The sequence below is a fragment of the Blastomonas sp. AAP53 genome (assembly GCF_000331245.1).
Taxonomy (GTDB): Bacteria; Pseudomonadota; Alphaproteobacteria; order Sphingomonadales; family Sphingomonadaceae; genus Blastomonas.
This window is the reverse complement of the sequence record NZ_ANFZ01000007.1, coordinates 46,851-69,636: the sequence shown is the minus strand read 5'-3', so window position 1 is coordinate 69,636 and position 22,786 is coordinate 46,851. Positions and strand designations below refer to the sequence as shown.

At 63.4% G+C, this 22,786-nt stretch carries 22 protein-coding genes and 1 tRNA gene; 18 read left to right on the top strand and 5 right to left on the bottom strand.

Annotation, left to right across the window (positions count from 1 at the left end):
• Positions 1 to 103: 103 nt before the first annotated feature.
• From D618_RS0106330 to D618_RS0106310, 5 genes are all read left to right on the top strand, one after another.
• Positions 104 to 955 carry an aminotransferase class IV gene (locus D618_RS0106330; RefSeq protein WP_040370331.1) on the top strand — a complete coding sequence of 284 codons (852 nt, stop codon included), beginning with the start codon at positions 104 to 106 and terminating at the stop codon, positions 953 to 955.
• Positions 956 to 1,071: 116 nt separating this feature from the next.
• Entirely contained in the window at positions 1,072 to 1,800 is a 729-nt protein-coding gene (locus D618_RS0106325) for an SIMPL domain-containing protein (RefSeq protein ID WP_017670656.1), read from the top strand.
• Positions 1,801 to 1,916: 116 nt separating this feature from the next.
• A complete protein-coding gene (locus D618_RS0106320; protein WP_017670655.1) occupies positions 1,917 to 2,234 on the top strand; it encodes a PepSY domain-containing protein in 318 nt (105 codons plus the stop codon).
• Between the two features lie 129 nt (positions 2,235 to 2,363).
• On the top strand, positions 2,364 to 3,041 hold the full coding sequence (locus D618_RS0106315; RefSeq protein ID WP_017670654.1) for a response regulator transcription factor: 678 nt from the start codon (positions 2,364 to 2,366) through the stop codon (positions 3,039 to 3,041).
• Between the two features lie 76 nt (positions 3,042 to 3,117).
• Positions 3,118 to 4,437: a HAMP domain-containing sensor histidine kinase gene (locus D618_RS0106310; RefSeq protein ID WP_040370346.1), complete on the top strand. Its 1,320-nt coding sequence runs from the start codon at positions 3,118 to 3,120 to the stop codon at positions 4,435 to 4,437.
• A 6-nt stretch (positions 4,438 to 4,443) separates the two neighbouring features.
• Here the strand turns inward: D618_RS0106310 and truA are convergent, their stop codons facing one another.
• Both truA and fmt read right to left on the bottom strand, forming a co-directional pair.
• On the bottom strand, positions 4,444 to 5,184 hold the full coding sequence (gene truA, locus D618_RS0106305) for a tRNA pseudouridine(38-40) synthase TruA (protein WP_017670652.1): 741 nt from the start codon (positions 5,182 to 5,184) through the stop codon (positions 4,444 to 4,446).
• Entirely contained in the window at positions 5,181 to 6,086 is a 906-nt protein-coding gene (gene fmt, locus D618_RS0106300; protein WP_017670651.1) for a methionyl-tRNA formyltransferase, read from the bottom strand. The genes truA and fmt overlap by 4 nt, the downstream gene beginning before the upstream one ends.
• 56 nt (positions 6,087 to 6,142) lie before the next feature.
• On the opposite strand from fmt, the gene recR reads away from it, so the two are divergent.
• The gene (gene recR / locus D618_RS0106295) at positions 6,143 to 6,739 is read left to right on the top strand and encodes a recombination mediator RecR (RefSeq protein WP_017670650.1); all 597 of its coding nucleotides are present in this window, start codon (positions 6,143 to 6,145) and stop codon (positions 6,737 to 6,739) included.
• A 188-nt stretch (positions 6,740 to 6,927) separates the two neighbouring features.
• Here the strand turns inward: recR and D618_RS0106290 are convergent, their stop codons facing one another.
• Positions 6,928 to 7,839: a metal-dependent hydrolase gene (locus D618_RS0106290; RefSeq protein ID WP_017670649.1), complete on the bottom strand. Its 912-nt coding sequence runs from the start codon at positions 7,837 to 7,839 to the stop codon at positions 6,928 to 6,930.
• A gap of 60 nt (positions 7,840 to 7,899) precedes the next feature.
• Here D618_RS0106290 and D618_RS0106285 point away from each other — a divergent pair, with 60 nt between their 5' ends.
• Positions 7,900 to 8,496, top strand: coding sequence for a TetR family transcriptional regulator (locus D618_RS0106285; RefSeq protein ID WP_017670648.1), 597 nt, complete (start codon positions 7,900 to 7,902; stop codon positions 8,494 to 8,496).
• Positions 8,497 to 8,507: 11 nt separating this feature from the next.
• Here D618_RS0106285 and D618_RS0106280 read toward each other — a convergent pair whose 3' ends face one another.
• On the bottom strand, positions 8,508 to 9,455 hold the full coding sequence (locus D618_RS0106280; RefSeq protein ID WP_017670647.1) for a complex I NDUFA9 subunit family protein: 948 nt from the start codon (positions 9,453 to 9,455) through the stop codon (positions 8,508 to 8,510).
• Between the two features lie 233 nt (positions 9,456 to 9,688).
• Between D618_RS0106280 and D618_RS0106275 the strand changes: the two genes are divergently transcribed.
• Positions 9,689 to 9,775 (top strand) — tRNA-Leu (locus D618_RS0106275).
• 239 nt (positions 9,776 to 10,014) lie between these two features.
• Here the strand turns inward: D618_RS0106275 and D618_RS0106270 are convergent.
• A complete protein-coding gene (locus tag D618_RS0106270; RefSeq protein ID WP_017670646.1) occupies positions 10,015 to 10,263 on the bottom strand; it encodes a hypothetical protein in 249 nt (82 codons plus the stop codon).
• 308 nt (positions 10,264 to 10,571) lie between these two features.
• Between D618_RS0106270 and D618_RS18970 the strand changes: the two genes are divergently transcribed.
• From D618_RS18970 to virB11, 10 genes are all read left to right on the top strand, one after another.
• Positions 10,572 to 11,162: an SCO family protein gene (locus D618_RS18970; protein ID WP_081590435.1), complete on the top strand. Its 591-nt coding sequence runs from the start codon at positions 10,572 to 10,574 to the stop codon at positions 11,160 to 11,162.
• Positions 11,122 to 14,229 carry an AbfB domain-containing protein gene (locus D618_RS18965; RefSeq protein ID WP_193746686.1) on the top strand — a complete coding sequence of 1,036 codons (3,108 nt, stop codon included), beginning with the start codon at positions 11,122 to 11,124 and terminating at the stop codon, positions 14,227 to 14,229. Before D618_RS18970 ends, D618_RS18965 begins: the two co-directional genes overlap by 41 nt.
• Before the next feature lie 256 nt (positions 14,230 to 14,485).
• Positions 14,486 to 14,809 (top strand): TrbC/VirB2 family protein, encoded by a 324-nt coding sequence (locus D618_RS0106255; protein WP_040370330.1) that lies wholly within the window; start codon positions 14,486 to 14,488, stop codon positions 14,807 to 14,809.
• A 13-nt stretch (positions 14,810 to 14,822) separates the two neighbouring features.
• On the top strand, positions 14,823 to 15,107 hold the full coding sequence (locus tag D618_RS0106250; protein ID WP_017670642.1) for a VirB3 family type IV secretion system protein: 285 nt from the start codon (positions 14,823 to 14,825) through the stop codon (positions 15,105 to 15,107).
• Positions 15,086 to 17,461, top strand: coding sequence for a VirB4 family type IV secretion/conjugal transfer ATPase (locus D618_RS0106245; RefSeq protein WP_040370329.1), 2,376 nt, complete (start codon positions 15,086 to 15,088; stop codon positions 17,459 to 17,461). The genes D618_RS0106250 and D618_RS0106245 overlap by 22 nt, the downstream gene beginning before the upstream one ends.
• Positions 17,458 to 18,687: a type IV secretion system protein gene (locus D618_RS0106240; protein ID WP_017670640.1), complete on the top strand. Its 1,230-nt coding sequence runs from the start codon at positions 17,458 to 17,460 to the stop codon at positions 18,685 to 18,687. The genes D618_RS0106245 and D618_RS0106240 overlap by 4 nt, the downstream gene beginning before the upstream one ends.
• The gene (locus D618_RS17830; protein WP_017670639.1) at positions 18,684 to 19,457 is read left to right on the top strand and encodes a type IV secretion system protein; all 774 of its coding nucleotides are present in this window, start codon (positions 18,684 to 18,686) and stop codon (positions 19,455 to 19,457) included. Before D618_RS0106240 ends, D618_RS17830 begins: the two co-directional genes overlap by 4 nt.
• Positions 19,454 to 20,257 (top strand): TrbG/VirB9 family P-type conjugative transfer protein, encoded by an 804-nt coding sequence (locus D618_RS0106230; RefSeq protein WP_017670638.1) that lies wholly within the window; start codon positions 19,454 to 19,456, stop codon positions 20,255 to 20,257. Before D618_RS17830 ends, D618_RS0106230 begins: the two co-directional genes overlap by 4 nt.
• Entirely contained in the window at positions 20,254 to 21,438 is a 1,185-nt protein-coding gene (locus D618_RS18960) for a TrbI/VirB10 family protein (RefSeq protein WP_017670637.1), read from the top strand. Before D618_RS0106230 ends, D618_RS18960 begins: the two co-directional genes overlap by 4 nt.
• The gene (gene virB11 / locus D618_RS0106220; protein WP_040370328.1) at positions 21,435 to 22,454 is read left to right on the top strand and encodes a P-type DNA transfer ATPase VirB11; all 1,020 of its coding nucleotides are present in this window, start codon (positions 21,435 to 21,437) and stop codon (positions 22,452 to 22,454) included. The genes D618_RS18960 and virB11 overlap by 4 nt, the downstream gene beginning before the upstream one ends.
• The last annotated feature ends 332 nt before the right edge of the window (positions 22,455 to 22,786 follow it).

Sequence of the window (22,786 nt, the reverse complement as noted above, 5' to 3'; positions counted from 1 at the left end):
GGCGGTGCGCGGCGCAATCCCTGCACCGCTGCCGACAACCGGCTTGACCCGCTACCTGCGCCCGTCGCAAGACCGGAACAAACCAGTTGGAAAGGGTCGGGCCGTGCGCACAGTGTATCTCAACGGACAATATGTGGCCGAGGATGCAGGCCAGGTGTCGATCTTCGATCGCGGGCTGCTGTTCTCCGATGCGGTGTACGAGGTCGTTTCGGTTCTGGGCGGGCGGATCATCGATGAAACAGCGCACATGGCGCGGCTCGAGCGATCGCTCGCGGGAATGACCATTGCTTATGATGTCGCTGCCGCCGACTGGCCGGGCATTCTGGCGACACTGATCGAGGCGAACGCTCTCGAGGAAGGCACAATCTACCTGCAGGTCAGCCGGGGCGCGGCAGACCGCGATTTCCTGTTCCCCGCACCCGGCACGCCGCCCACGGTGTTCGCGTTCACGCAGGCGCGCAAGCTGGTCGACAATCCGATGGCCGAGCGCGGCATGCGCATCCTTACCCGGCCCGACCGGCGCTGGGGGCGGCGCGATATCAAGACGGTGCAGTTGCTCTATGCCAGCATGATGAAGATGGAGGCCAAGGCGGCGGGTGTCGACGATGTCTGGCTGGTCGAGGGCGATGTCATCACCGAAGGGACTTCGCAGAACGCCTGCATCATCACGCCGCAGGGTCATCTGGTCACGCGCGATCTGGGTCATCACATATTGCCCGGGGTTACCCGGCTGAGCCTGATCGACATCGCACGCGCCAGCGGTATCACCGTCGAGGAGCGCCCGTTCACCATTGCCGAAGCGCAGGGTGCGGCAGAGGCATTCGTCACATCGGCCTCGCTGTTCGTGATGCCGGTGGTCGAGATTGACGGGCTGAGCGTCGGCGATGGCCGTCCGGGCATGGAGACGATGGCGCTGCGCAAGGCCTATATCGACCAGGCATGCGCCCACCCATAGACGCGTGTTTACAATGCTGTCGCCGGTTTGACAGCTTCGTTCAGCGGCGCGACACGTTGCAGCGTGCATTGGACACGTCGAAAACCGCTGAAGTTCAGCTACTTGGAGACCTTCCCATGACGACACTCTTCGCGCGCGCTCTTCCGCTGGCCATCCTGGCTGCTGCCGCCAGCCCCGCGATGGCTGCAGTGGACATCACCGCGAGCGCCGCCAACCCGGTGGTCGAGCTGAGCGTGACCGAGACCGTGCTGGGTGCGCCCGATACGGCGACGTTCAGCACCGGCGTCACCAGCAAGGCCCCGACCGCGTCTGCCGCGCTGCGCCAGAACTCGGCCGACATGGACAAGGTGATCAAGCAGATCGTCGGCCTGGGAATCAAGCGCGAGGATATCCAGACATCGGGCATCAACCTCACCATGGATTATGACTATGGCACCGATGGCCGCCAGCCGCGCTTCATCGGCTATCAGGTCAGCAATACCGTCTCGGTGAAGGTGCGTCAGATCGACAAACTGGGTGCGATCCTCGACTCCGTCGTGTCGCAGGGTGCCAACAACCTGTCGGGTCCCAGCTTCAGCATCGACGATGACAGCACCGCCCAGCGCGAAGCGCGCGACAAGGCAATGAAGCGCGCCGAGGCGCAGGCGATGGATTACGCCCGCCGCACCGGCTTTACCGGCGTTCAGGTTCTTGCCGTGTCCGAGGCGACGTCCAACGCATCGCCCTTTGGCGGGGCTGACATGAAGATGACCACGGCGCGGTTGGAAGCGGCGGCACCTCCGGTCGAAGGCGGCCAGGTGGGGACCAGCGTGACGGTCAATGTCACCTATCAGATGACGCGATGAGTCTTCCGCCCAGCCTTTGGCCAGACGCTGGATCAGCGCACCACTGGCCAAAGGCTGACAAAGGCGTTAGCGGAGTATTCAGCCGCTATTCAATGATCGGGGGATATTGAGAGGCCATGACACCGTTCTCCACCATTCTGTCTGCCATGGCTTTTGCCGCCACGTTGGTCGCCAGCGCGCCGATGGCCGATGCGGTCGACGGCAAGCGCCGCGGCGAGCAGAGCGAAGCGCGCGAGCAGTTCATGGCGGGCCAGGTGAAGTCGTTGCGCGAGATCGAAGGGCGCATTCTCCCCAAGATGCGCGGCATGCAGTATCTCGGCCCCGAATATGACGCCGGATCACAGGTTTACCGGTTGAAGTTCCTCGACAGTGGCAGGGTTATCTTCGTCGATGTCGATGCCCGCACTGGTGCGATCCTGCGCCAGGCGGGCTGAGATCGCCGGTTCCGCCCCGCTCGAACCCCCGAACTTGTAACCCTCGCTCTTTTCCCCGATATGGGGTCCTTTCTGGCTTCCGCAGCGTTTGGCTCTGAAGCCCCAGCACCCGTATCGCAGGAGTTGCCCATGCGTATTCTGATCGTCGAGGATGAACCCACCCTTGGCAAACAGCTCAAGTCCACGCTCGAGGCCACCGGCTATGCCGTCGATCTGTCGGTCGATGGCGAGGACGGCCATTTCATGGGTTCGACCGAAGACTATGATGCGGTGATCCTAGACCTTGGCCTGCCCGAGATCGATGGACTGACCGTGCTGGGCATGTGGCGCAAGGAGGGGCGAACCTTCCCGGTGCTGGTGCTCACCGCGCGCGACAGCTGGTCGGACAAGGTCGCAGGGCTCGATGCCGGGGCGGACGATTATCTCGCCAAGCCCTTCCAGACCGAAGAGCTGATCGCGCGGCTGCGCGCGCTCATTCGCCGCGCGTCGGGCAATGCCTCGAGCGAACTGACCGCGGGCGATGTCCGGCTCGACACGCGCTCGGGCAAGGTGTCGCTCAACGGCGAGCCGGTGAAGCTGACCGCGCAGGAGTACAAGCTGCTGTCGTACCTGCTGCACCACAAGGGCAAGGTTATCAGCCGCACCGAGCTGATCGAGCATATCTACGATCAGGATTTCGACCGCGATTCCAATACCATCGAGGTGTTTGTTACGCGCATCCGTAAGAAGCTGGGCCCCGATGTGATCACCACGATCCGTGGCCTGGGCTACAGCCTTGAAGACCCCGTCGAGCGTGCCGGCAGCTGACACCCTGCAGGCGCAGGGCGATGCGGCACCGCCGCCGCCCGCGCCGCTGCCCAATACCGGGTCGCTCAGCCGCCGGATGATCGGCATCGCGGCGGCGTGGATCTTCGTGCTGCTGCTCGGTGGCGGCCTCGCGCTCGACCGCATCCTCACCAACACCATCACCACCAGCTTCGACGATCAGCTCGAATATGTGCTGACCGCGATGATCTCCTCGGCGGAGATCGGCCCCGATGGTGAGGTGTTCTTCAATCGCCCGCTGGGCGATCAACGGTTCCTTGAGCCCAACAGCGGCCTGTACTGGCAGATCAGCGGCGAGGGGCACGCAGATTTCACCTCGCGCTCGCTATGGGACCGCGCGCTCAGGATAGAGACCGCGCACAGCGACGCGCAGCCGCATGTCTACAACAGCGACCAGTTTTCCGACGACGAACTGCGGATCATCGAACAGTCGATCTATCTGCCGGGCTCCAAGGTGCGATGGCGCTTCATGGTCGCGCAATCGCGCGATGCGATGGACCTGCAGATCCGCCAGCTGCGCCAGACCCTGGGCTACAGCTTTGCGTTGCTCGCGTTGGGGCTGATCATCCTGGCGGGGCTGCAGACGCTCTATGGCCTGTGGCCGCTGCGCAAGGTGCGCGAGGCGATTCAGGCGATGCGCACCGGCCGAATGGACCGGGTGCGCGATCCCATGCCGATCGAGGTGATGCCGATGGTCGAGGAGCTGAACGCGCTGCTCGAGCATAACGAGAAGCAGGCCGAAGAGGCACGGCGACATGCGGGCAATCTGGCGCATGCGCTCAAGACCCCGCTCACCGTGGTGATGAACAGCGCCACCGCGCGCGCTGATGATCTGGCCGATACCGTGATCCGCGAGGCGGCGGTGATGCGCCGCCAGGTCGACCATCACCTCGCCCGTGCGCGCGCCGTCGGGCGGCGCGGACAGGCGCTGGCGCGCGCGAGCGTGTGGGAAAGCGCGCAGGCGGTGGAGCGTGCCGTGTCGCGGCTGTACCCGCATGTCCGCTGCGACCTGGATGGCAGCAAGACCGCCAGCGTTGCGATCGAGCGGCAGGATCTGGAAGAAATGCTGGGCAATCTGGTCGAGAACGCGGGCAAATATGGCGGCGGCAGCGTCTTCGTCACCGTCGATCCCAAGGAAGCGGCGGACCCGAAGCTGGTCGATATCTGGATCGAGGACGATGGCACCGGCATTCCCGAGGTGGAACGTGTGCGCATTTTCGATCGCGGCGCACGGCTCGACACCGGCAAGCCGGGCACGGGGCTGGGCCTCGCCATCGTGCGCGATGTTGCCGAAATCTACGGTGGGCTGGTCGAGCTCGACGAGAGCGAGGATCTTGGCGGGCTGCTGGTCCGGCTCAGATTGCCGCGCGCGCTTTAGGCCTGCCTATTCATAGGTGGCGCCTGCAAAATACAATCCATCGGGCGGGGCATTGAAGCCCAGAGCGGCGCGGTCGCGCGCATCGAGCGCGGCCTTCAAGTCATCGCCGGTCCATTTGCCGCGCCCGACCAGCACCAGGCACCCCACCATCGAACGCACCTGATGGTGCAGGAATGAGCGCGCGGCGGCGTGGATATCGATCTCGTCGCCATCGCGGACCACGTCGAGCCGGTCCAATGTCTTGATCGGGCTGGCAGCCTGGCAGTGCACCGAGCGGAAGGTGGTGAAATCATGATGGCCGACCAGATGCTGCGCGGCGGCGTGCATCGCATCGGCATCGAGCGGGGCGGAAACCTGCCACGCCTTGCCCCGCTCCAGCGTCAGCGGCGCGCGGCGGTTGGTGATGCGGTAGATGTACGAGCGCCCGGTGCACGAGAAGCGCGCGTGCCAGTCATCGGGCACGATCTCACAGGCGAGCACCGCGATCGGCTGGGGCCGCAGCTTGGCGTTCAGCGCCTCCATCAGCCGGAACGGGTCGATCGCCTTGTCGATGTCGATATGCGCGCGCATCGCCAGCGCATGCACCCCCGCATCGGTGCGCCCGGCGGCGTGCAGCGTCACCTGCTCACCTACGATTGCCTGTGCGGCTTCCTCGACATGCTGCTGAATGCTGGGGCCATGCGCCTGGCGCTGCAGCCCCATGAACGGTCCGCCATCGAACTCCAGCGTCAGCGCGAAACGAGTCATGCGATTGCAGTGCTGGGGGCGACGGCAAAGCCGCGCAGGAAGTCGTCGAGCGGCATCGCCGGACGACCTGCGCGCTGGATGATGCGCGGGCGGATCGCGCCGTCGGCGCAGGCGATGGTCAGGCGGTCGTCGAGGATGGTGCCGGGCTCTGCGCTGCCGCCCGCGATCTCCGCTGCATGCACGCGCAGCCGCTCGCCAGCCAGCTCGAAGAACGCGCCCGGCATCGGGTTGAACGCGCGCACCTGGCGTTCGACCTGTTCCGCGCTCAGGGTAAAATCGAGCCGTGCCTCGGCCTTGTCGATCTTCGCCGCATAGGTCACGCCGTCTTCCGGCTGCACCACCGGCGGATAGGCGGCGAGGTCGTCCAGCACCTGCACCATCAGCCGCGCGCCCAGCTGCGCGATCTCGTCGGTCAGCTCGCCTGCGGTCTTGGCCGCCACCGGGGTCTCGCCCTTGAGCAGCATCGGCCCGGTATCGAGCCCGGCCTCCATCTGCATGATCGTCACGCCCGTTGCGATATCGCCTGCGAGGATCGCGCGCTGCACCGGCGCGGCGCCGCGCCAGCGCGGCAACAGTGATCCGTGCACGTTGAGACAGCCATGACGCGGCGCATCGAGCACCGCGCGCGGCAGTATCAGGCCATACGCCGCGACCACGCACGCATCGAGACCGAGCGCGGCAAACGAAGCCTTCTCGTCCTCGCCCTTCAACGATACCGGAGTGTGCACCTTCAGTCCGAGCGATTCCGCCAGCTGCTGGATGGGCGAGGGGGTCAGCTTCTTGCCGCGATTGGCAGGGCGCGGCGGCTGGCTGTAGACCGCCGCGATCTCGTGACCTGCATCGACGAGCGCCTGCAGCGTCGGCACGGCGAAATCGGGGGTTCCCATAAAGGCGATGCGCATGAGGCTGGATGACTTTTCTTTTGCAGGCGGTTCACCACGCCCCTAAAGCTCAGACCATGGCATCGCAAGAGATTGAGGATCTGGCCGCCGCGCTCGCCCGTTTGCCGGGCCTGGGGCCGCGTTCGGCGCGCCGGGCGGTGCTGTATCTGCTCAAGAAGCGCGAAACCGCGTTTACGCCTTTGGTCGAAGCGATGGAGCGGGTGCGCGAAAACCTCTCCACCTGCGAGCTGTGCGGCAATGTCGATACGCAGAACCCCTGCGGCATCTGCACCGATCCACGCCGCGATCCGCGCAGCCTGTGCGTGGTCGAAGAGGTGTCGGACCTGTGGGCGCTTGATCGCTCGCGGCTGTTCGTCGGGCGCTATCATGTGCTGGGCGGGCGCTTGTCGGCACTCGATGGCATCGGTCCGGAGGATCTGGGCGTTGCCTCGCTGGTGGCGCGCGTCGCGGCTGGCGGCATCGACGAGGTCGTGCTGGCGATGAACGCCACGCTGGAAGGGCAGACGACCGCGCATTATCTGGCCGAGCGGCTGGAGGGCTATCCGGTGCGGCTCACCCAGCTGGCGCAGGGCCTGCCGATGGGCGGCGAGCTCGATTATCTTGACGAGGGCACGCTGGCACAGGCGCTGCGGGCGCGCAAACCTATGGTGTAGCGCCTACGCCACGGTTCACCGCGTGGCGCGCTTATTTCACATCCGTTTGTCCCGAGCCCTTCGACGCCGCCTGTCGGCGTCGCTCAGGATAAACTTCAGCCTACGGCTGAAGTCGAGGGACGTAATCGCAAACAGTAGCGCATGCGTCCCTCGACACGCTCGAGGCAAACGGAATTGGGTATCGACTGTTATTCCGCGGGCACCAGCGCAGGCTCCGCAGCCTTGGCCATCACCGCGTCCTGATAGTCGCTTTCGGCGAGCTGGATCAGGTGGCGGTCGTCATGCTTCCACGGGTGGAAGCCGGGCAGGAAATAGCTGAACCAGGGCAGGATGATCTTTCGCGCCATGCCGGGGTTGCCGAAGGCGTACCAGAACAGCTGCGCCCAGACCTTGGGGCCAGTCAGGCCGTCCTGCCGCAGCAGTTCGAGCATGCCGATCGCGCGGTGATGCAGGAAGTTCTTGGTGACGATCAGCATCACCAGCGACTTGACCTTCCACCGCTGCCAGCGGCTCCAGTCCTTGGTCGCAAAGTTCCAGGTGTCGAACGCGACGCCCTTGTGCTCGATCTCTTCCATCGCATGCCAGCGCCACAGATCGCGCGATTCGGCATCGGCGGTGCCCAGATGCCTGGGGTTGGCGAGCAGCTGCTGCGCCAGGATCGCGGTGAAATGCTCGAGCGCCATCGTCGAGGCCAAGTTGGCGATCTTGGGCTTGTCCTTGGTCAGCGCCAGCGCCTGATCGACATGCTCTTCCAGCGCGCGGACGTCATACCCAGCTTCGACCACGCGGCGGTTGAAGGCGACATGCTCGCGCGTGTGGTTGATCTCCTGCTTCACGAAGGCGCGAATCTCGTGCGAAAGCCGCTCGGGCGTGCCTTCGCGGAACGCCTTGACGCTCTCGATGAAAAAGGCTTCGCCCTTGGGGAACGTCACCGACAGCGCGTTGTAGAACGCGGTGCCGATGGGGTCGCCCCCCATCCACCAGCGGCGCTGCTTTTCATTGCGGCCAAAGCGGCGATCGCGGATCACAAGTTCCAGATCGGCAGGTGTATGCTGGCGATCAATCGGGGCGGGCGTTGAAAAGGATTGCGGAGCGTTCATGGCGGGGTCCATAATGCGGGAATGTTGCTTACACCGATGACAATAGGGTTACTTACATAGATGTCAATAGCGAAGAGACGGCTGAGCCCCGAGCAGAGCCGCACCGCTGCGCTTGCTGCTGCACGCGAGCTGCTGATCGAAACCGGACCGCAGGCGGTCACCCTCAAGGCGGTGAGCGGGCGGATCGGGCGGACGCACGCCAATCTGCTCCATCATTTCGGGTCGGCATCGGGTCTGCAAAAGGCGCTGGCGGAGTATCTGGCAACGTCGATCTGCCAGATGATCGGGGCGGCGGTGATTCGCCTGCGCAATGGCGACGGCACGCCACGCGACATCGTCGACATGGCGTTCGATGCCTTCGACCGCGAGGGGGCAGGGGCGCTGGCCTGCTGGATGCTGCTGTCAGGGAACGAGGACGCGCTCGACCCGATCGTCGAGGCGATTCACCAGCTGGTCGATGAACTGGCTGAACATGCGCCCGAGGGGCGCTCTCTGCACGAGGACACGCTGACCTTGTGCACGATGGCGCTTGGCGACGCGTTGATGGGCGCGCAGCTGGCAGGCGCGCTGGGGCTTGATCGTGACACCGGCCGGGCGCTGGCTGAAAAGCAGCTCAGCGCGTCGCTGGAGCAGTGGCGGACAGAACTGCCCGCCTGAACTGCATCCTGTCAGTCAGTGCGACCCTTGGCGCGCGCGCCGAAGCGGCCCTGCTTGCGGAAGCGCACCAGATAGTCGCCGATCACCGCCGCCATCGGCGTGGGGGTGATGCCAAATGCGGCGAACCCGTCTGCGCCATCGGCAACGACATTGTCGGTCTGCAGCATCGCCCATTGGTCGCTGGTGATCGGCGCGCCCGGCAGCCATCCGGTCATCCCTGCCATCAGTCCGGAAAGGCCATCGGGCATGTCGATGAACGTCGGATTCGCGCCAATTTCGTGCGCAATCCGCTTGTTCAGCTCGGCCATGCTCACCGTTTCGGGGCCGCCCAGCTCGAACGTGCGTCCGCCAAAGCGGGCGGGCTCTGCCAGGCTATTGGCGACGGCCTCGGCCACATCCTCGACATAGACCGGCTGGAACCGGGCCTTGCCGCCGATGATCGGCACGATGGGCAGCGCGGCGATCAGCCCGGCGAAGCGATTGACGAACTGGTCCTCGCGTCCGAACACGATCGAAGGGCGCAGGATCGTTGCCTGGGGGAAGGCAGCGCGCACGGCCGCTTCGCCGTCCGCCTTGCTGCGACCGTATCCGCTCTTCGATTGCGGATCTGCGCCAATCGCCGAGACATGCACCAGCGCCGATACGCCTGCAGCCGCCGCTGCCTGAGCGACGTTTGCAGCACCCCGGTGATGAAACGCGTCGAAATCGCCCTTGAGGATGCCGACCAGATTGATCACGGCATCGGCGCCATGCACCGCGCGCGCCACGCTCTCGGGTTTCAGGATGTCGGCGGCAACCAGCTGGGTCTGGCCCAGATTGCCCAGCGGCTTCACATCCTGCGCGATGCGGATGTTGCGCTGGGCGATGCGCACGCGTGCGCCTGCCGCCGTCAGCTGCTGGGTGATATGGCGACCCAGAAACCCGCCGCCGCCAAAAATCGTGATCAAACTGTCGCGCATGCTATCCGTCCCGTGATGTTGCCGCGTCCGCGCCGCGCCACACAGATGGGCCCGCGCACCAACGCACTGCGTCTCGCCGTATTGCCTTTGCATCAGCCAAACGCGCCGCGCAACGCCGCAATTGCGCTTTTGTCCCCCTCATCGGCGGATGCCTCCACAATTTCTTTTGTGAATGATGCAAGAGGCTGTTGACGCCCGCAAACAGTCAGGCTAGTGGCCCGCTCCTACCCCGTGCCCAGATGGCGGAATTGGTAGACGCACCAGCTTCAGGTGCTGGCGCTCGCAAGGGCGTGGAGGTTCGAGTCCTCTTCTGGGCACCATTCACCCATTCGCTGAGAGCCTCGCGAATGGGCCAAGCCCCCGGAAAACCGTTGTTTTTGACAAAGTCGAGTTCGGACAAGTCCGACGCAATATGGGGCTATCCGGTGCCATAGTGGGGCTCAAAGTGGGGCCATTTTTGGGGCCGAATTTTGGCCCCACCTTGGTCGTTCGTGGGAGGTGTTGATCAGCCCTCCGAAGGGCCGCATCGGTCGCGAATCATCTGTCGCGACAACCCCGGTCAGGCCGCAAGCCGCAGGATGAACTCGCCGTCCCTCAGTGCGTCCATACGATCGCTCCAGGCTTGGATCATCTCCGCGCGCGCCTTCCAGTAGGTCGTCCGGTTGTAGATCGCGCGGACGGCATCGCGGTCCTTGTGGGCGAGGGCATGCTCGATGATGTCCGGTGGCCAGCGGCCTTCTTCGTTGAGCAGCGAACTGCCAGTCGCGCGAAATCCATGCGCGGTCGGACCCGCAATCGCCGCTGCCATCGCGAGCCTCCTTATTGTTGTCGGACCAATTCACAATTTCCGCCGGTGGGGAAACCTTCACGGAGGTCAGCCTCTTCACTTGTTGGTTTTACTTTGAGATGATAAATGTTTTGGGCAGCATGTGTAAATAAAACATGAATTAATATCAATATTAACTTGCGCGAGAGAGGCGCGGTGGGCGATTAATGAGTTTGCGGGGTGGTGTTCCAAAATCGCACATACCGGTATAAAGGTAATTTTAACCATGAAGCATCGTTTCAATTTTAAATTGGCTCGGGCAGTTGTCTCCCTGTCATGAGGGGGGCTCTATGGTTAACAGGATTGTTAAATCGATTGTTGCGGTGCTGGCAATTATTCTGCCGGCGATGACCGCAAGTTTGGCCAAGCCGGCTTCCCCGGTCGCCGATCCGCTCTACGAGATGGTCGAAGGCCTGATTGATCAAAATGGTCGCCCGATCAATGTCGGTCGCTTTGCCGGTCGTTTCGTGCTGGTGAACTTCATCTTCACCGGCTGTGGCACAAGTTGCCCGACGCAGACCGCCGAACTCGCGCGCTTTCACAACTCCTTGCCACCCTCGTTGCGTTCGCGTGTCACGGTTCTGTCGATCAGCGTCGATCCGGGCAATGACAAGCCAGCGAGACTGCAGGCATTTGCTCGCGCGCATCGCGCAGACCCCAAGCTGTGGACGTTCGCGACCGGTCGCCCGGATCGCATCATGCGCGTTGTACGCAAGTTTGTCGCGCTGCGCCCGCAGGACGACAGCTCGGCCTTGCATACGACCGAAGTACGGCTCTTCGATACCCGGCACCGGATGATCCAACGCTATTCCGGCGTGCCCCTGGCTGCTCGTCAAATTCGTGCTGACATCGACGCTCTGGTCGAACTGGCGCGTCGATAAAAGCCAATTTTCAACTCATCCCTGTTTCACCGTCTGGAGACTCTACATGTCACTCAAGTGTGCTGCCGCCGTTCGCCTGTTGGCGTCTGCAAGGGCCTTGCCTGTCGCCGCCCTTCTCATGGCTGGCGTCAGCGCCATGCCGGCAATGGCGCAGGACGCCGTGCATCCGGTGGTCATCGACAACACCACGCCTGATCCATTGCTGTCCAACCTGGCCATTCCGGCAAATGCGGCGCAGGCGGGGATGTGGTCTCGCGTGTTCGACTGGCCCATGATTGCCATCCATGCCTCGCTGCTCCCCGATGGTCGCGTTCTGACATTCGGGGCGCCTCCAGGTGTTGCGGGCGTCCAGGATGGCCGCACCCTGGCCTTCTGGGAGCCAAGCCGTGGCACCGGATCAGCCGCCTTGCGGGTCCTGCCAAACGCCCAGAATGTCGACAGCTTTTGTGCTTCTGCCACCCTGTTGAACGATGGTCGTCTGTTGACGTCGGGCGGGGCCAGCGGTGCCACCGGGTTTTCCAGTCGCGAAAGCATGTTGCTCGACTGGCGCAGTTCCAGTGCGAGCCGTGACTTTGACCTCAATGCGCCGCGCTGGTACGGCACGATGACCAAATTGCCCGATGGCCGTGCCATCATCACAGGTGGCGGAGTTCCTTACGCAAACGGGGACCCTAACCGTCCAGAAGCGTCCGCTCCGGACATCTCGTCGACACCAGAAGTCTACACTCCGGGCCAGGGTTGGCGCAGCCTTGTTGGAGCATTCAGCACCGATGCCTTTGGGCCTCGCAGCACGCGCTGGTGGTATCCGCGCCAATGGGTTTCGCCTGCTGGCACGTTGTTCGGCATTTCGAGCGAGAAGATCTGGGAGATGCGGCTGGAGGGCTCCGGGTCGATCCGGACGCTGCGTGATTTCAAGACGCGTGCCGACAGCGTCACACGCCCGAATATCGGACCAACATCGACCGCAGTCATGTTTGACACCGGCAGGATCCTGCAGGTTGGTGGCAACGGCTATTTCAATGGCTTTCCTACGCCTTCGAGTGGCGCAGCCACGGTGTTTGACATCAATGGCCTCGGGTCTGGCCAACTGGCCGTCAACGAGACCGCGCCAATGATCAATCCCAGGCAATGGCCAAACGCCACCGTTCTGCCCAATGGGCATGTTCTGGTCACGGGGGGATCGCGCTATGCGGACGAGGCGGGCGGAAATGCCGTTCTGCCATCTGAAATCTGGAACCCTGCAACGGCCCGCTGGACGGCGGCCGCAGCAACAGGGATTTATCGAGGCTACCATTCGTCAGCGCTTTTGACCCTGAATGGTACGGTGCTGATCGCCGGTGGCGGCGCGCCGGGCCCGCTGCAGAACCTGAACGCTGAGATTTTCTATCCCCCATATCTCTTCCGGCAGGAAGGTGGCCGGTCGGTCCTGGCAAGCCGTCCACAGATCATCAGCCTGTCTACCGTTTCGTCGAACTATGGCCAGAATATTGAGGTCCAAACCGCAGCCGGCGACGAGGTCACAGAGGTTTCGCTGATTGCACTGGGTTCGGTGACGCACAGCTTTGATTCCAATCAGCGGCGACTGCGCGCCGCCTTTCAGCGGACGGCCAGCGGGCTTTCGGTTACCATGCCGGGATCTGCAAATCTTGCGCCTCCGGGCTATTATCAGCTGTCGGTTGTGAATGCTGCAGGTGTTCCCTCTCGCGGCGTCATCATCGCCATCGCGGCGGCAGCACCTCCGGCCCCCTCCGGGCCCTCCGGGCAGCCGTCTGCTCCACCTCCGGCGCAAGGCGGCGATGCGCGCCAGCTTGTGGTCGATTCCACAATCAGCCTGGAGGCATCGGACTGGCCCAGCCATCTGATCCGTCACGCTGGCTTTAACGGGTTCATCTCTCGGATCGACACGAACAGTGACGCGGTGTCTCGCGCAGACGCCTCCTTCGTGGTTCGTCGTGGCCGCGGCGATCCTGCCTGTTTCTCATTTGAATCAACGAATTATCCTGGACATTATCTGCAGCACGAAAACTTCCGCATCCGGATTATCAGGGCGCAGGACAGCGCGGTCTCTCGCAACGGATCGACATTCTGTGCACGCGTTCCGCAGAACAGCAGCGCCAATGCCTCGGATGTTTCGCTGGAATCGCAGGATTGGCCTGGATTCTTCATCCGTCACCGCAACTTCGAGGTCTGGATGGACAGGGCAGATGGCTCTGCCGCTTTCCGGGCAGGTTCGACCTTTCGGGCGGGCAGTGCTCCGGTCGACCAGGCAGTTGCACCTCCGCCGCCGCCCGTCGTGACGCCGCCGCCGCCACCGCCGCCACCGCCGCCTCCACCGCCGCCGCCGCCTCCGCCGCCCCCACCGCCGCCTCCGCCGTCTCCGCCGGCAAGCCCCGATCTGCCTGGTAATGTTGCTACCGAGATCGGGCACAGCACGCTGACGATCGCCGCCGGTGCTGATGGCACGGTTGCAACGGTCAACAGGCAGAATGAGTTCTGGGTCAATGTTCGCAATGGGGGATGGCAGCGTCTGCCTGGCAGCTTTATCGATGTGGCCGTGATCGGGGCAGGGCGCTATTACGCGATTGGCACGGACCGTATGGTCTATCGTTGGGACAGCAGCCGCTGGGTTCGGGTTGGCCGGGATAGCCAATCCATTGCTGCAAGCGCCGACGGAGGTGTCGCAGTTGTGAACTCGAACAATGGATCGGTCTGGGTCAAACGGGCCGATGACAACAACGAAAGCTGGACACAGGTTCCCAGAGCCGGTGCCAAGAAGGTTGCCATGATCAATCGCAATTCGGTCTTCATGATCGGGACGGATAACGGTGTGTGGCGTTCGGATCTGCGGCAGGCACCCGTCCGCTTTGGTGACAACACCACTGAGCTGACCGCATCAAGTGACGGAACCGTCACGGTGGTCAGCACCGATGGCAGCATCTGGCGCAAATCGTCGAACGATACTCGCGCCAACTGGACCAGGTTGGACGGCACGGCGGTCGAATTGGCCACGCCGAACGCCAATACGCTTATCTTCAGCAACCCTGCAGGCATCATGTTCCGTCGCTGATCCTGTGTGATCCATGGCGTGACTTGGCAAGCCCTGGCAGTATACTGCTCCGGCTGGCTGACAGGCCGGTTACGAGCAAGCAGACCGTGCACCATGACAATGGTGGCACGGTCTGTTGCTTTAGCATGGCTTGCACAAGCGCCAACATGTCAGGCCAGTGTGACTGGAACATGCTTAACCTGTTTTTAAAACTGCTGAACTAGGTCTGATGGCGCTTTAGAGCGATGACTGAATTCTGGTGGTGAGGGGGCTGACGATGTTGAGCAATGTTTGGCGCAAAGGGTCCGCTTTGGCGCTTTCTGCTGTCAGCCTGGCCCCTGGTTCCGCCTTCGCCCAGATGGCAGGCGATCCTGCGGGCTCCGGTGCAATCGTTGGCGCTGTCAGTTGGCTGCAGGGAACGCTGCTGGGCACGGTAGCGACCACCATCGCGGTCATTGCGGTTGCCTTTGTCGGCTTGATGATGCTGACCGGGCGCATGAACTGGCGTCACGGTGCAGCGGTCATCGTGGGCTGCTTTATCCTGTTTGGCGCGGCGAGTATCGTCGCTGGGATCCAGACTGCGGCGCAGTCTGGATATTGAGGGGCGGCCCGTCATGGACCCGCTGCGCAGCGACCCCCTCTTCGTAGCCATGACGCGCCCGGTGACCCTGGCGGGTGTTCCCTATGGCTTTGTGATCGGCAATGTCATCGTCGTTCTCGAGCTATTCCTGATTTTTCGCACCCCCTGGGTAATCGTCGCAGGCCTGCTGGGCCATGCGCTGTGCTGGCTGGGTTGTCTGCGTGAACCCAGGCTGGTCGACCTGTGGCTGGTCCGCGCGCGCAAATGTCCTCGCGTCAAGAACCGCCGCTACTGGCAATGCAATTCGTACCGCCCATGAAACAGGGGCGACTTGCCATGGAGCGCGAGCAGTCTGCGGGGAGCATGCTGCCCTATGCATTGCAGCTGGACGATCACACCATCATGCTGCGCGATGGGCGGCTGATGCAGGTTATCCGCATTGACGGACTTCTGTTCGAAACCGCTGACAGTGATGAGATAAACTACCGTCTGGAGCTGCGCGATGCCCTGCTGCAGGCGATCGGCTCGTCGCGCTTTTCATTGTATCATCACATCATCCGGCGTCGGGTCGACTCCGATATTCCGGGCGATTTTCCGGACCATTTCTCGTCCAGCCTCGATGCCATCTGGCGCGAACGGCGACAGAAGCGGGCCCTTTACGCAAACGAGCTTTATCTTGCCATCATCCGCCGACCCGAAAGTGGCGCGCGTGGTCTTGGCAGCGCGCTGGCCCGGATGGTGTCGCGTCAGTCGGAACGTGCCGCCAGCCGGATTGCAGAAATCCATGCCCTTGATGCGGCGCGCGATGCGGTTCTGGCGGCGCTCAGTGCCTATCGTCCAACGCTGTTGGGCACACGCGAATCGCCGTCTGGCGTGCTGTCAGAGCCGCTCGAATATCTCTCCTCTCTGTACAACGGCCATCCGCAGCAGGTGCTGCTGCCCTTCGGCGATGCAGGAGAACACATACCGGGTCGCCGGGTCAGCTTCGGTGCCCAGGCCCTGGAGCTTGCACCGACGGGTCATGCCCCACGCCGGTTTTCCGGCATCGTCTCCATCAAGGATTATCCGGGCATGACCTCGCCTGGCATGCTCGACGGGCTTTTGCGCCTGCCTGTGGAGATGACAGTGACGCAGAGCTTTGCCTTTGTTGATCGCGCGGCTGCCCTGGCCCGGCTCAACCTGACATTGCGGCGCATGAAGGCTGCCGACGATGAGGCCATGGGGCTGCGCGACGAGCTGACCGAAGCGCGCGATTCCGTAGCGTCGGGGCGCGCAGGATTTGGCGAGCATCATCTGACGATTGCAGTTCACGGCGATACGCCCGCGCTTGTTGATGCGGGCATTGCCGAAGTTCAGGCGGCGCTCACCGATTTGTCGATGATCGCCGTGCGCGAGGACATCGGGCTTGAACCGGCCTTCTGGGCGCAGTTTCCGGGTAATGAGGATTTCATCGCGCGCAAGGCGCTGGTCTCCACACGCAACTTTGCCAGCCTTGCAAGCTGGCACAGCTTTGCCGTCGGCCAGTCCCAGGGCAACCACTGGGGCGTGCCGATTACGCTGCTCGAGACAACCGCTGCTGGTCCCTATCACTTCAATTTCCACCAAGGCGATCTGGGGAACTTCACCATCATCGGCCCCTCAGGATCGGGCAAGACCGTGGTGCTGAACTTCCTGATCGCCCAGGCGCAACGCATACGTCCTCGCGTGGTTTTCTTCGACAAGGACCGGGGCGCTGAACTGTTCCTCCGCGCCATGGGGGGCGTTTATGACGTGCTTCGGCCAGGCCTGCCTTCGGGGCTCAACCCGTTGCTGCTGCCTGACACCAGCGAGAACAGACGCTTCCTGATTGAATGGATCGGGCGGCTGGCAGGCAGTGAACTGTCTCCGGAAGACCTGGCGCTGGTCGAAAGCGCGGTTGGCATCAACATGGCAGCACCGGCCCATCTGCGGCGGCTGCGCCATTTCGTGCAGCTGCTGCGCGGCGGGGCCCGTCCACATGCGGGGGACCTGGCGGCACGGCTTGCACCCTGGGTCGGCGGCGGCGAGCATGCCTGGCTGTTCGACAATGCCTGTGATTCCCTTGATATCGATCAGCGGGTCATCGGCTTTGACATGACGCGGCTGCTCGATGATCCGCGCACGCGCACCCCGGTGATGATGTATCTGTTCCACCGCATCGAGGAGCGGCTGGACGGCACACCGGCCATCATCGTGGTTGATGAAGGTTGGAAGGCACTTGATGATGATGTCTTCGTGGCCCGCATCCGTGACTGGGAAAAGACGATCCGCAAGCGCAACGGGATTGTCGGGTTCGCTACGCAGAGCGCAGAAGACGCGCTGGAAAGCCGCATCGCATCGGCCATCGTGGACCAGGCCGCGACCCAGATATTCATGCCCAATCCGCGCGCCAAGGCCGAACATTATTGTGAAGGCTTTGGGCTCACCGCGCACGAACTGGACATCATCCGGGTTCTGCCAGACAACTCCCGCGCTTTCCTTATCAAGCACGGCCGCGACAGTGTCGTTGCCCAGCTTGATCTGTCGCAGGACCCTGATCTGCTCACAATCCTGTCGGGCCGCGAAACAACCGTGCGCCGACTTGATGAAATCCGCAGCGAAGTGGGCGATGAACCGCTGGTGTGGATGCCACGCCTGCTGAAGGCTGTGGCATGAGCGAGACGTGCGGCACGATAAACCCTGATGCCTGGGTCCAGAGCCTGATCGGGGTGACCGACTGCCAGGCAGGGTTGCTTGGCGCGGGCGGCTGGCAGGGACTGTCGGGCAGCACGCTGTTCAACATCCTGCTGACCGGTCTGCTCACACTGGCGATCGCGCGGCTGGGCTATCGGCTGATGGCCGGGCAGGTGGTGCCGGACGATATCGTCGTTCTTCTGCTGCATATCGGTGTCGTCATCGCATTGGCGACCAGCTGGCAGGCCTATGACCGGCTGATCTATCGGGTCGCGATGGATGGCCCTGCGGAAATCGCGGGCGAGCTTTTCCCCGGAGCGGGAATCGATGCAGGCAATCTGCCTGCCCGTCTGCAGAACGCGTACGACACAATCGCGCCGCCACCAGAAAAGGCCGTAGCCTCGCCAACAGCTGCCGCCGATCCCAATGGCGCGCAGCCTGGCGGCACGAACGTTGCCGAAAATGCAACGGTGCCCGAAAGCCTGGCAATGACGGAGCGGCGAGCCGCTGCCGGCGTGATGGTTGTGTCGGGCGCAGGATCGTGGATGGCAGCGCGGCTGGCGCTGGCGCTGCTTCTGGCGCTGGGACCGTTCGCCTTTGCCGCGTCGCTCTTTCCTGCCTCGGCTGGCTTGTTCATCGGATGGCTGCGGGCGGTGATAGGGACCGCAATGGCCGGACTGGCGATCCCGATTGCGATATCGATCGAGCTGCAGATGCTGGAAGGCCCCGTGCGCGCCGCATTGCGCGCTGGCGAGACAGAAATTGCCGGGCTGAACGCCATCATCTGGTCCTTCACTTTGGTCATTCTGGGCCTGCTATATGCCATGCACCGGCTGGCGGGAGGCCTTACCGTGCCGTTGCCATTGGCCAGGACCGGACAGCAGGGCATCGCAGAAACCCAATCCGGCGCCGGTGTCACTGCTCAGGCCAGCATATCCTCCACGCATAGCCAGTCGCACCAGCACGCGCCGACTGTCATGCCGGCGGCACAATCGCGGACCACGGGAATCGTGCGCGCGGTCGAAGCCCGAGAGCGAGCCTCTAGCCTGTCTGTCCCGACTACGACCGCCCCGGCGCTGGTCTTCCAGGCCGCCTCGGCGGTTGGCGTCCGCACCATCAGGCGCGGTTCGCAGATCGTCGATGGCGCCCGCCGCACCGCCTCGGATCGAGGTCGGCTTCTCTCCCAGCGTCCGGAGGCGCAATCATGAACGAACCCAAGCCCGCCTATTTCGACCTTGCGCGCAGCTGGGCAGATGAACGGGATATCGCCAGTGCCCGGTCGCGTCGCATCGCTTGGACGATCGCGACGGTCGCTGTGTCGATCGCGCTGCTGGAGGCCGTGGCGCTTGCCCTTGCCATGCCGCTCAAGACAGTGGTCCCCGTGGGTGTGCTGGTCGACCGGACCACCGGCCATGTCGAACGGGTGAATCTGGACCAGATGGAGACGTTGACAGCCGACGTGGCCTTGCAGGAGGCGCTGCTGGCGCAATATGTCACCACGCGGGAGAGCTACGACCCCATCACCGTGCGCCAGGCCTATCGCAAGGTGGCGCTGTGGTCCGCGCGCCAGGCGCGTGCCAGCTACATTTCCGAGATGGGGCAGAACAGCCCGGCGACGAAGATTGCATCGGGCGGGAGGTCGATCGGCCTGGAAGCCACGATATCGAGTGTTTCGATGCTGGGCCCGGACAGCGCCATGGTCCGCTTCAACGTCGCGCAGATCCGCCGCGATGGACGCCGGGAAGGCGCGCGCCCCTATGTTGCAACCATGAAGTTCGCCTTTCGTGGCGAGCCGATGGAACTGGAAGACCGGCTCAACAACCCGCTCGGTTTTCAGGTCCTTTCATATCGAGTGTCGGCTGAGGCACCGCCCCCGCCAACCCCGGTGCTACCTGCACCCGCCGCCATCCGGTCGGAAGGCGCGGCGTACCAGGCCACACCTGCCAACGCACCCCAGATCATGAGGTCCGAACCATGAGATGGCTGGCCGCCACACTGGCGATCCTGATCGCCGTGCCTGCGCATGCGCAGAACGACCCGCGCATCCGCGAAGTCACGTTCCGTCCCGGCACGGTCTACACTTTGCGGGTGGTGCCAGGTTATGTCGCGACAGTGGTGCTGAGCCCGCAAGATCGCATCCAGAGCGTGGCAATCGGCAACAGCAGCGCCTGGGACGTCACCCCCTCCAAGAGCGGCGACCATCTGTTTGTCCGGCCGCTGGTGACAGGCACCTCGACCAATGTCGAGGTGGTGACGGACAGCCGTCACTACAGCTTTGTTCTGCAGTCGACGTTTGAAGGCGATCCGGAGGCGCTGTTCCAGCTGCGCTTTGCCGATGATGGCGTGGAAACGCGCCCGCCTGCACCCTTTGGCGGATCGCTGCCAAGCCAGGTTGGTGTTCCGCCCATGATGGGCGGCGTCACGGGCGAACTGCCCGCCCAGCCTGACAGCATCATGGCCCCAGCCACAACCATGCCCGGTGGAAGTCCGGCAGGGCAGGGTGCCATCGCCGTTTCAGCAAGTTACAGGATCAAGGGTGACCGGCTGGCAAGCCCGCTCTTTGTCAGCGACGATGGGATGCGGACGCTGTTCGCGTTTGATGAAACAGCGCCGCTGCCTGCGATATACGCCATTGACGAGCACAAGCAGGAAACGCTGGTGACCCTGCGCCAGGTGCCAGATGGCTGGATGGTCGATCGCATCTGGCCCGAATACATGCTGCGACTGGGCAAGGCCAATGCCAGGGTCGTCCGTGCTTCCGATGGGGGCAAGAGATGATCGATTCTGTCAATGTGCCGGGTCAGGCTGGGTCAGGCGACCCTGCTGCTGTCGTGCCTGAACTGCCGACGGCTGAGCAATGTCGCCCCCAGGTGGCATTGCCCTCGGCTGGCGTTCCCACCTGGGCGTTGGTGCTGGCATCTGTCGCCATCGGCAGTGCTGTGATGCTGACCCTCAATGGCCAGCGCGGCGATCAGGCTGCAGCCGCCTCGGCTCGATCCTATGGGGCATCCCCCGCGCCGCCGCTGCCGTCCAGTCTGGAAGGCGGCCTTGACATCATTGGCTCCCCGATGCCGGGGACTGACCCCGTGATGGTCCGGGTCGAGCCGCCCTATCGCGCAGGCTCGCCCGCCTTTTCCCAGCCCACCAGTCCACCCCGCGGCGGGGCAAACGGGGGCGGCGCTTTCGCATCAAGGATGCCGCCAGCCGGGCCTAGTTCGGAAGGATCGGGTTTCGCTGGCGGTTTCCGTTCCGAGCCCATGCCCGGCGCTCCGGGATCACCTGCAGGCGCGCAAATGCGCACCGCCGGGCCTCCGGGATCTTCCGTCGTATTCGATGCGGGGACGGGCGGGGCAAACGACGAGAAGCTGTCGGGCGAGAATGCACCTGTCCGCGCCAGTCTCATCCGCAACCGGCCTGCTCTGGTGGCGCAAGGAGAGATCATCTCTGCAACGCTTGAAACCCCGGTCAACTCCGAACGCCCTGGCCTGATCCGCGCCATCGTATCCCGCGATGTCCGCAGCTTCGATGGCAGCCGCGTGCTGATCCCCAAGGGCAGCCGCCTGATTGGCGAATTCCGCGCCGATCAACAGGTCGGAAAACGTCGCGTCCTGGCAACCTGGAACCGTTTGATCCGGCCTGATGGCGTTGCAATCAAGCTCGACTCGCCGGTAGCGGACGCCAGCGGGTCGATGGGAATCCCCGGCAAGGTTGATACCCATTTTCTGGCAAGGTTCGCCAATGCCGCGTTGCAAACGGCCCTGCAGATTGGTGTCAATCGTGCGAACCGCAACGGCAACAATGTGATCGTCAGCGGAACCGGCCAGATGCCCGGCATGGTCAGCCAAGCCATCATACCCAATGCCGATTTGCCGCCCACCGTGCGGGTTCAGGCAGGCACCTCGATCTCTGTCTTCACCGCTCGCGATCTCGACTTTTCGGGAGTTCCTCTGGTCCGATGACACACTTGTCCCAGCATGACGATTACCTTGCTGCATTCCTTGCTCCGATTGCACCTTTCCTGGCGCAGACGGATGTAACCGATGTGTTCATCAACGGCAGCGGCCAGCTTTGGGTCGAACGCACCGGCGGAGCCATGGCCCGTTACACCGAGGCAACACTCGATGAGGGATGGCTTTGGCATCTCTCTCGCCAGATTGCCCGCGTGTCGCACCAGGGCATCAGTCGCGCCGAGCCGCTGTTATCGGGAACGCTCCCGTGCGGAACCCGTGTCCAGATCGTGGCCCCCCCAGCGACCAGAGAAGGGTTTGCGATCGCGTTTCGACGGCAGGTCACCACTGATTATGGGCTGGATGAGCTGCATGACCATGCGATGTTCAGCAAGGTCATGCTCAAGCGCGCGAGCGATCCCGACGCAGACCTGCATGCGCTCTATGATAACGGGGACCCGGTGGCGTTCATGGCGGCTGCGGTAAAGCGCCGCAAGACCATCGTGGTGTCCGGCGGCACCTCGACCGGCAAAACCACACTGGTCAATGCGCTTGTCCGCGAGATACCGTCCAACGAGCGCCTTGTCGCCATCGAGGACAGTGCGGAGCTCAGTTTCAGTCAGGGAAATGCCGTGGGACTCATTGCGTCTCGCGGCCGGCTGGGAGAGAGCGGCGTCAGCACTGACGAGCTGCTCCAGGCCGCCTTGAGATTGCGTCCGGACCGTATTCTGCTGGGCGAGATCCGCGGCGAGGAGGCTTTGACGTTCCTTCGCGCGATCAACACCGGGCATCCTGGATCGATGACCACGATCCATGCCGATTCCCCCGAACGCGCGCTCGACCAGATGGCGATGCTGGCCCTGCAATCCGGAGCGCGCATAGATCAGAGCGAATTGCGGACACTGATCGGCAGTCTGGTCGATATCGTGATTCAGCTGGAACGGGTCGCAGGCCTGCGCCAGGTGGCAGACATCTACTGGAACAGGAAAACCGGCCCCGTGGGCATTTCCGGGAAAATCGCAGCCTAGCTTCCAGGTGGCGCGCAAGGCCCGGGCGTCAGACCTTGGAGCGGCTTCGGCTGGCCGGTCTGTCTGCGGACGGTCTCGCGTTTCCTGCGATGGGGGGCAACTGTCCGGCGTCGGTCATTCCCGTCAGCCGTGATGACATCCCGGTCCAGACAAAGGCTGCTGATCGCATAAGCCGATATGGACGGTGAACAAGCTGCCTTTACCGGGTCATTCGGGCCATGCACAAGCGCCGACGAGCGCAGATCGCACCAAGATGGTATCGTGAGCGCAATGTCCTGAAAGCCCGTGTACCTTGCGACCGATGGCAAAGGTCAAAGCTTGCTGGTGCGGAT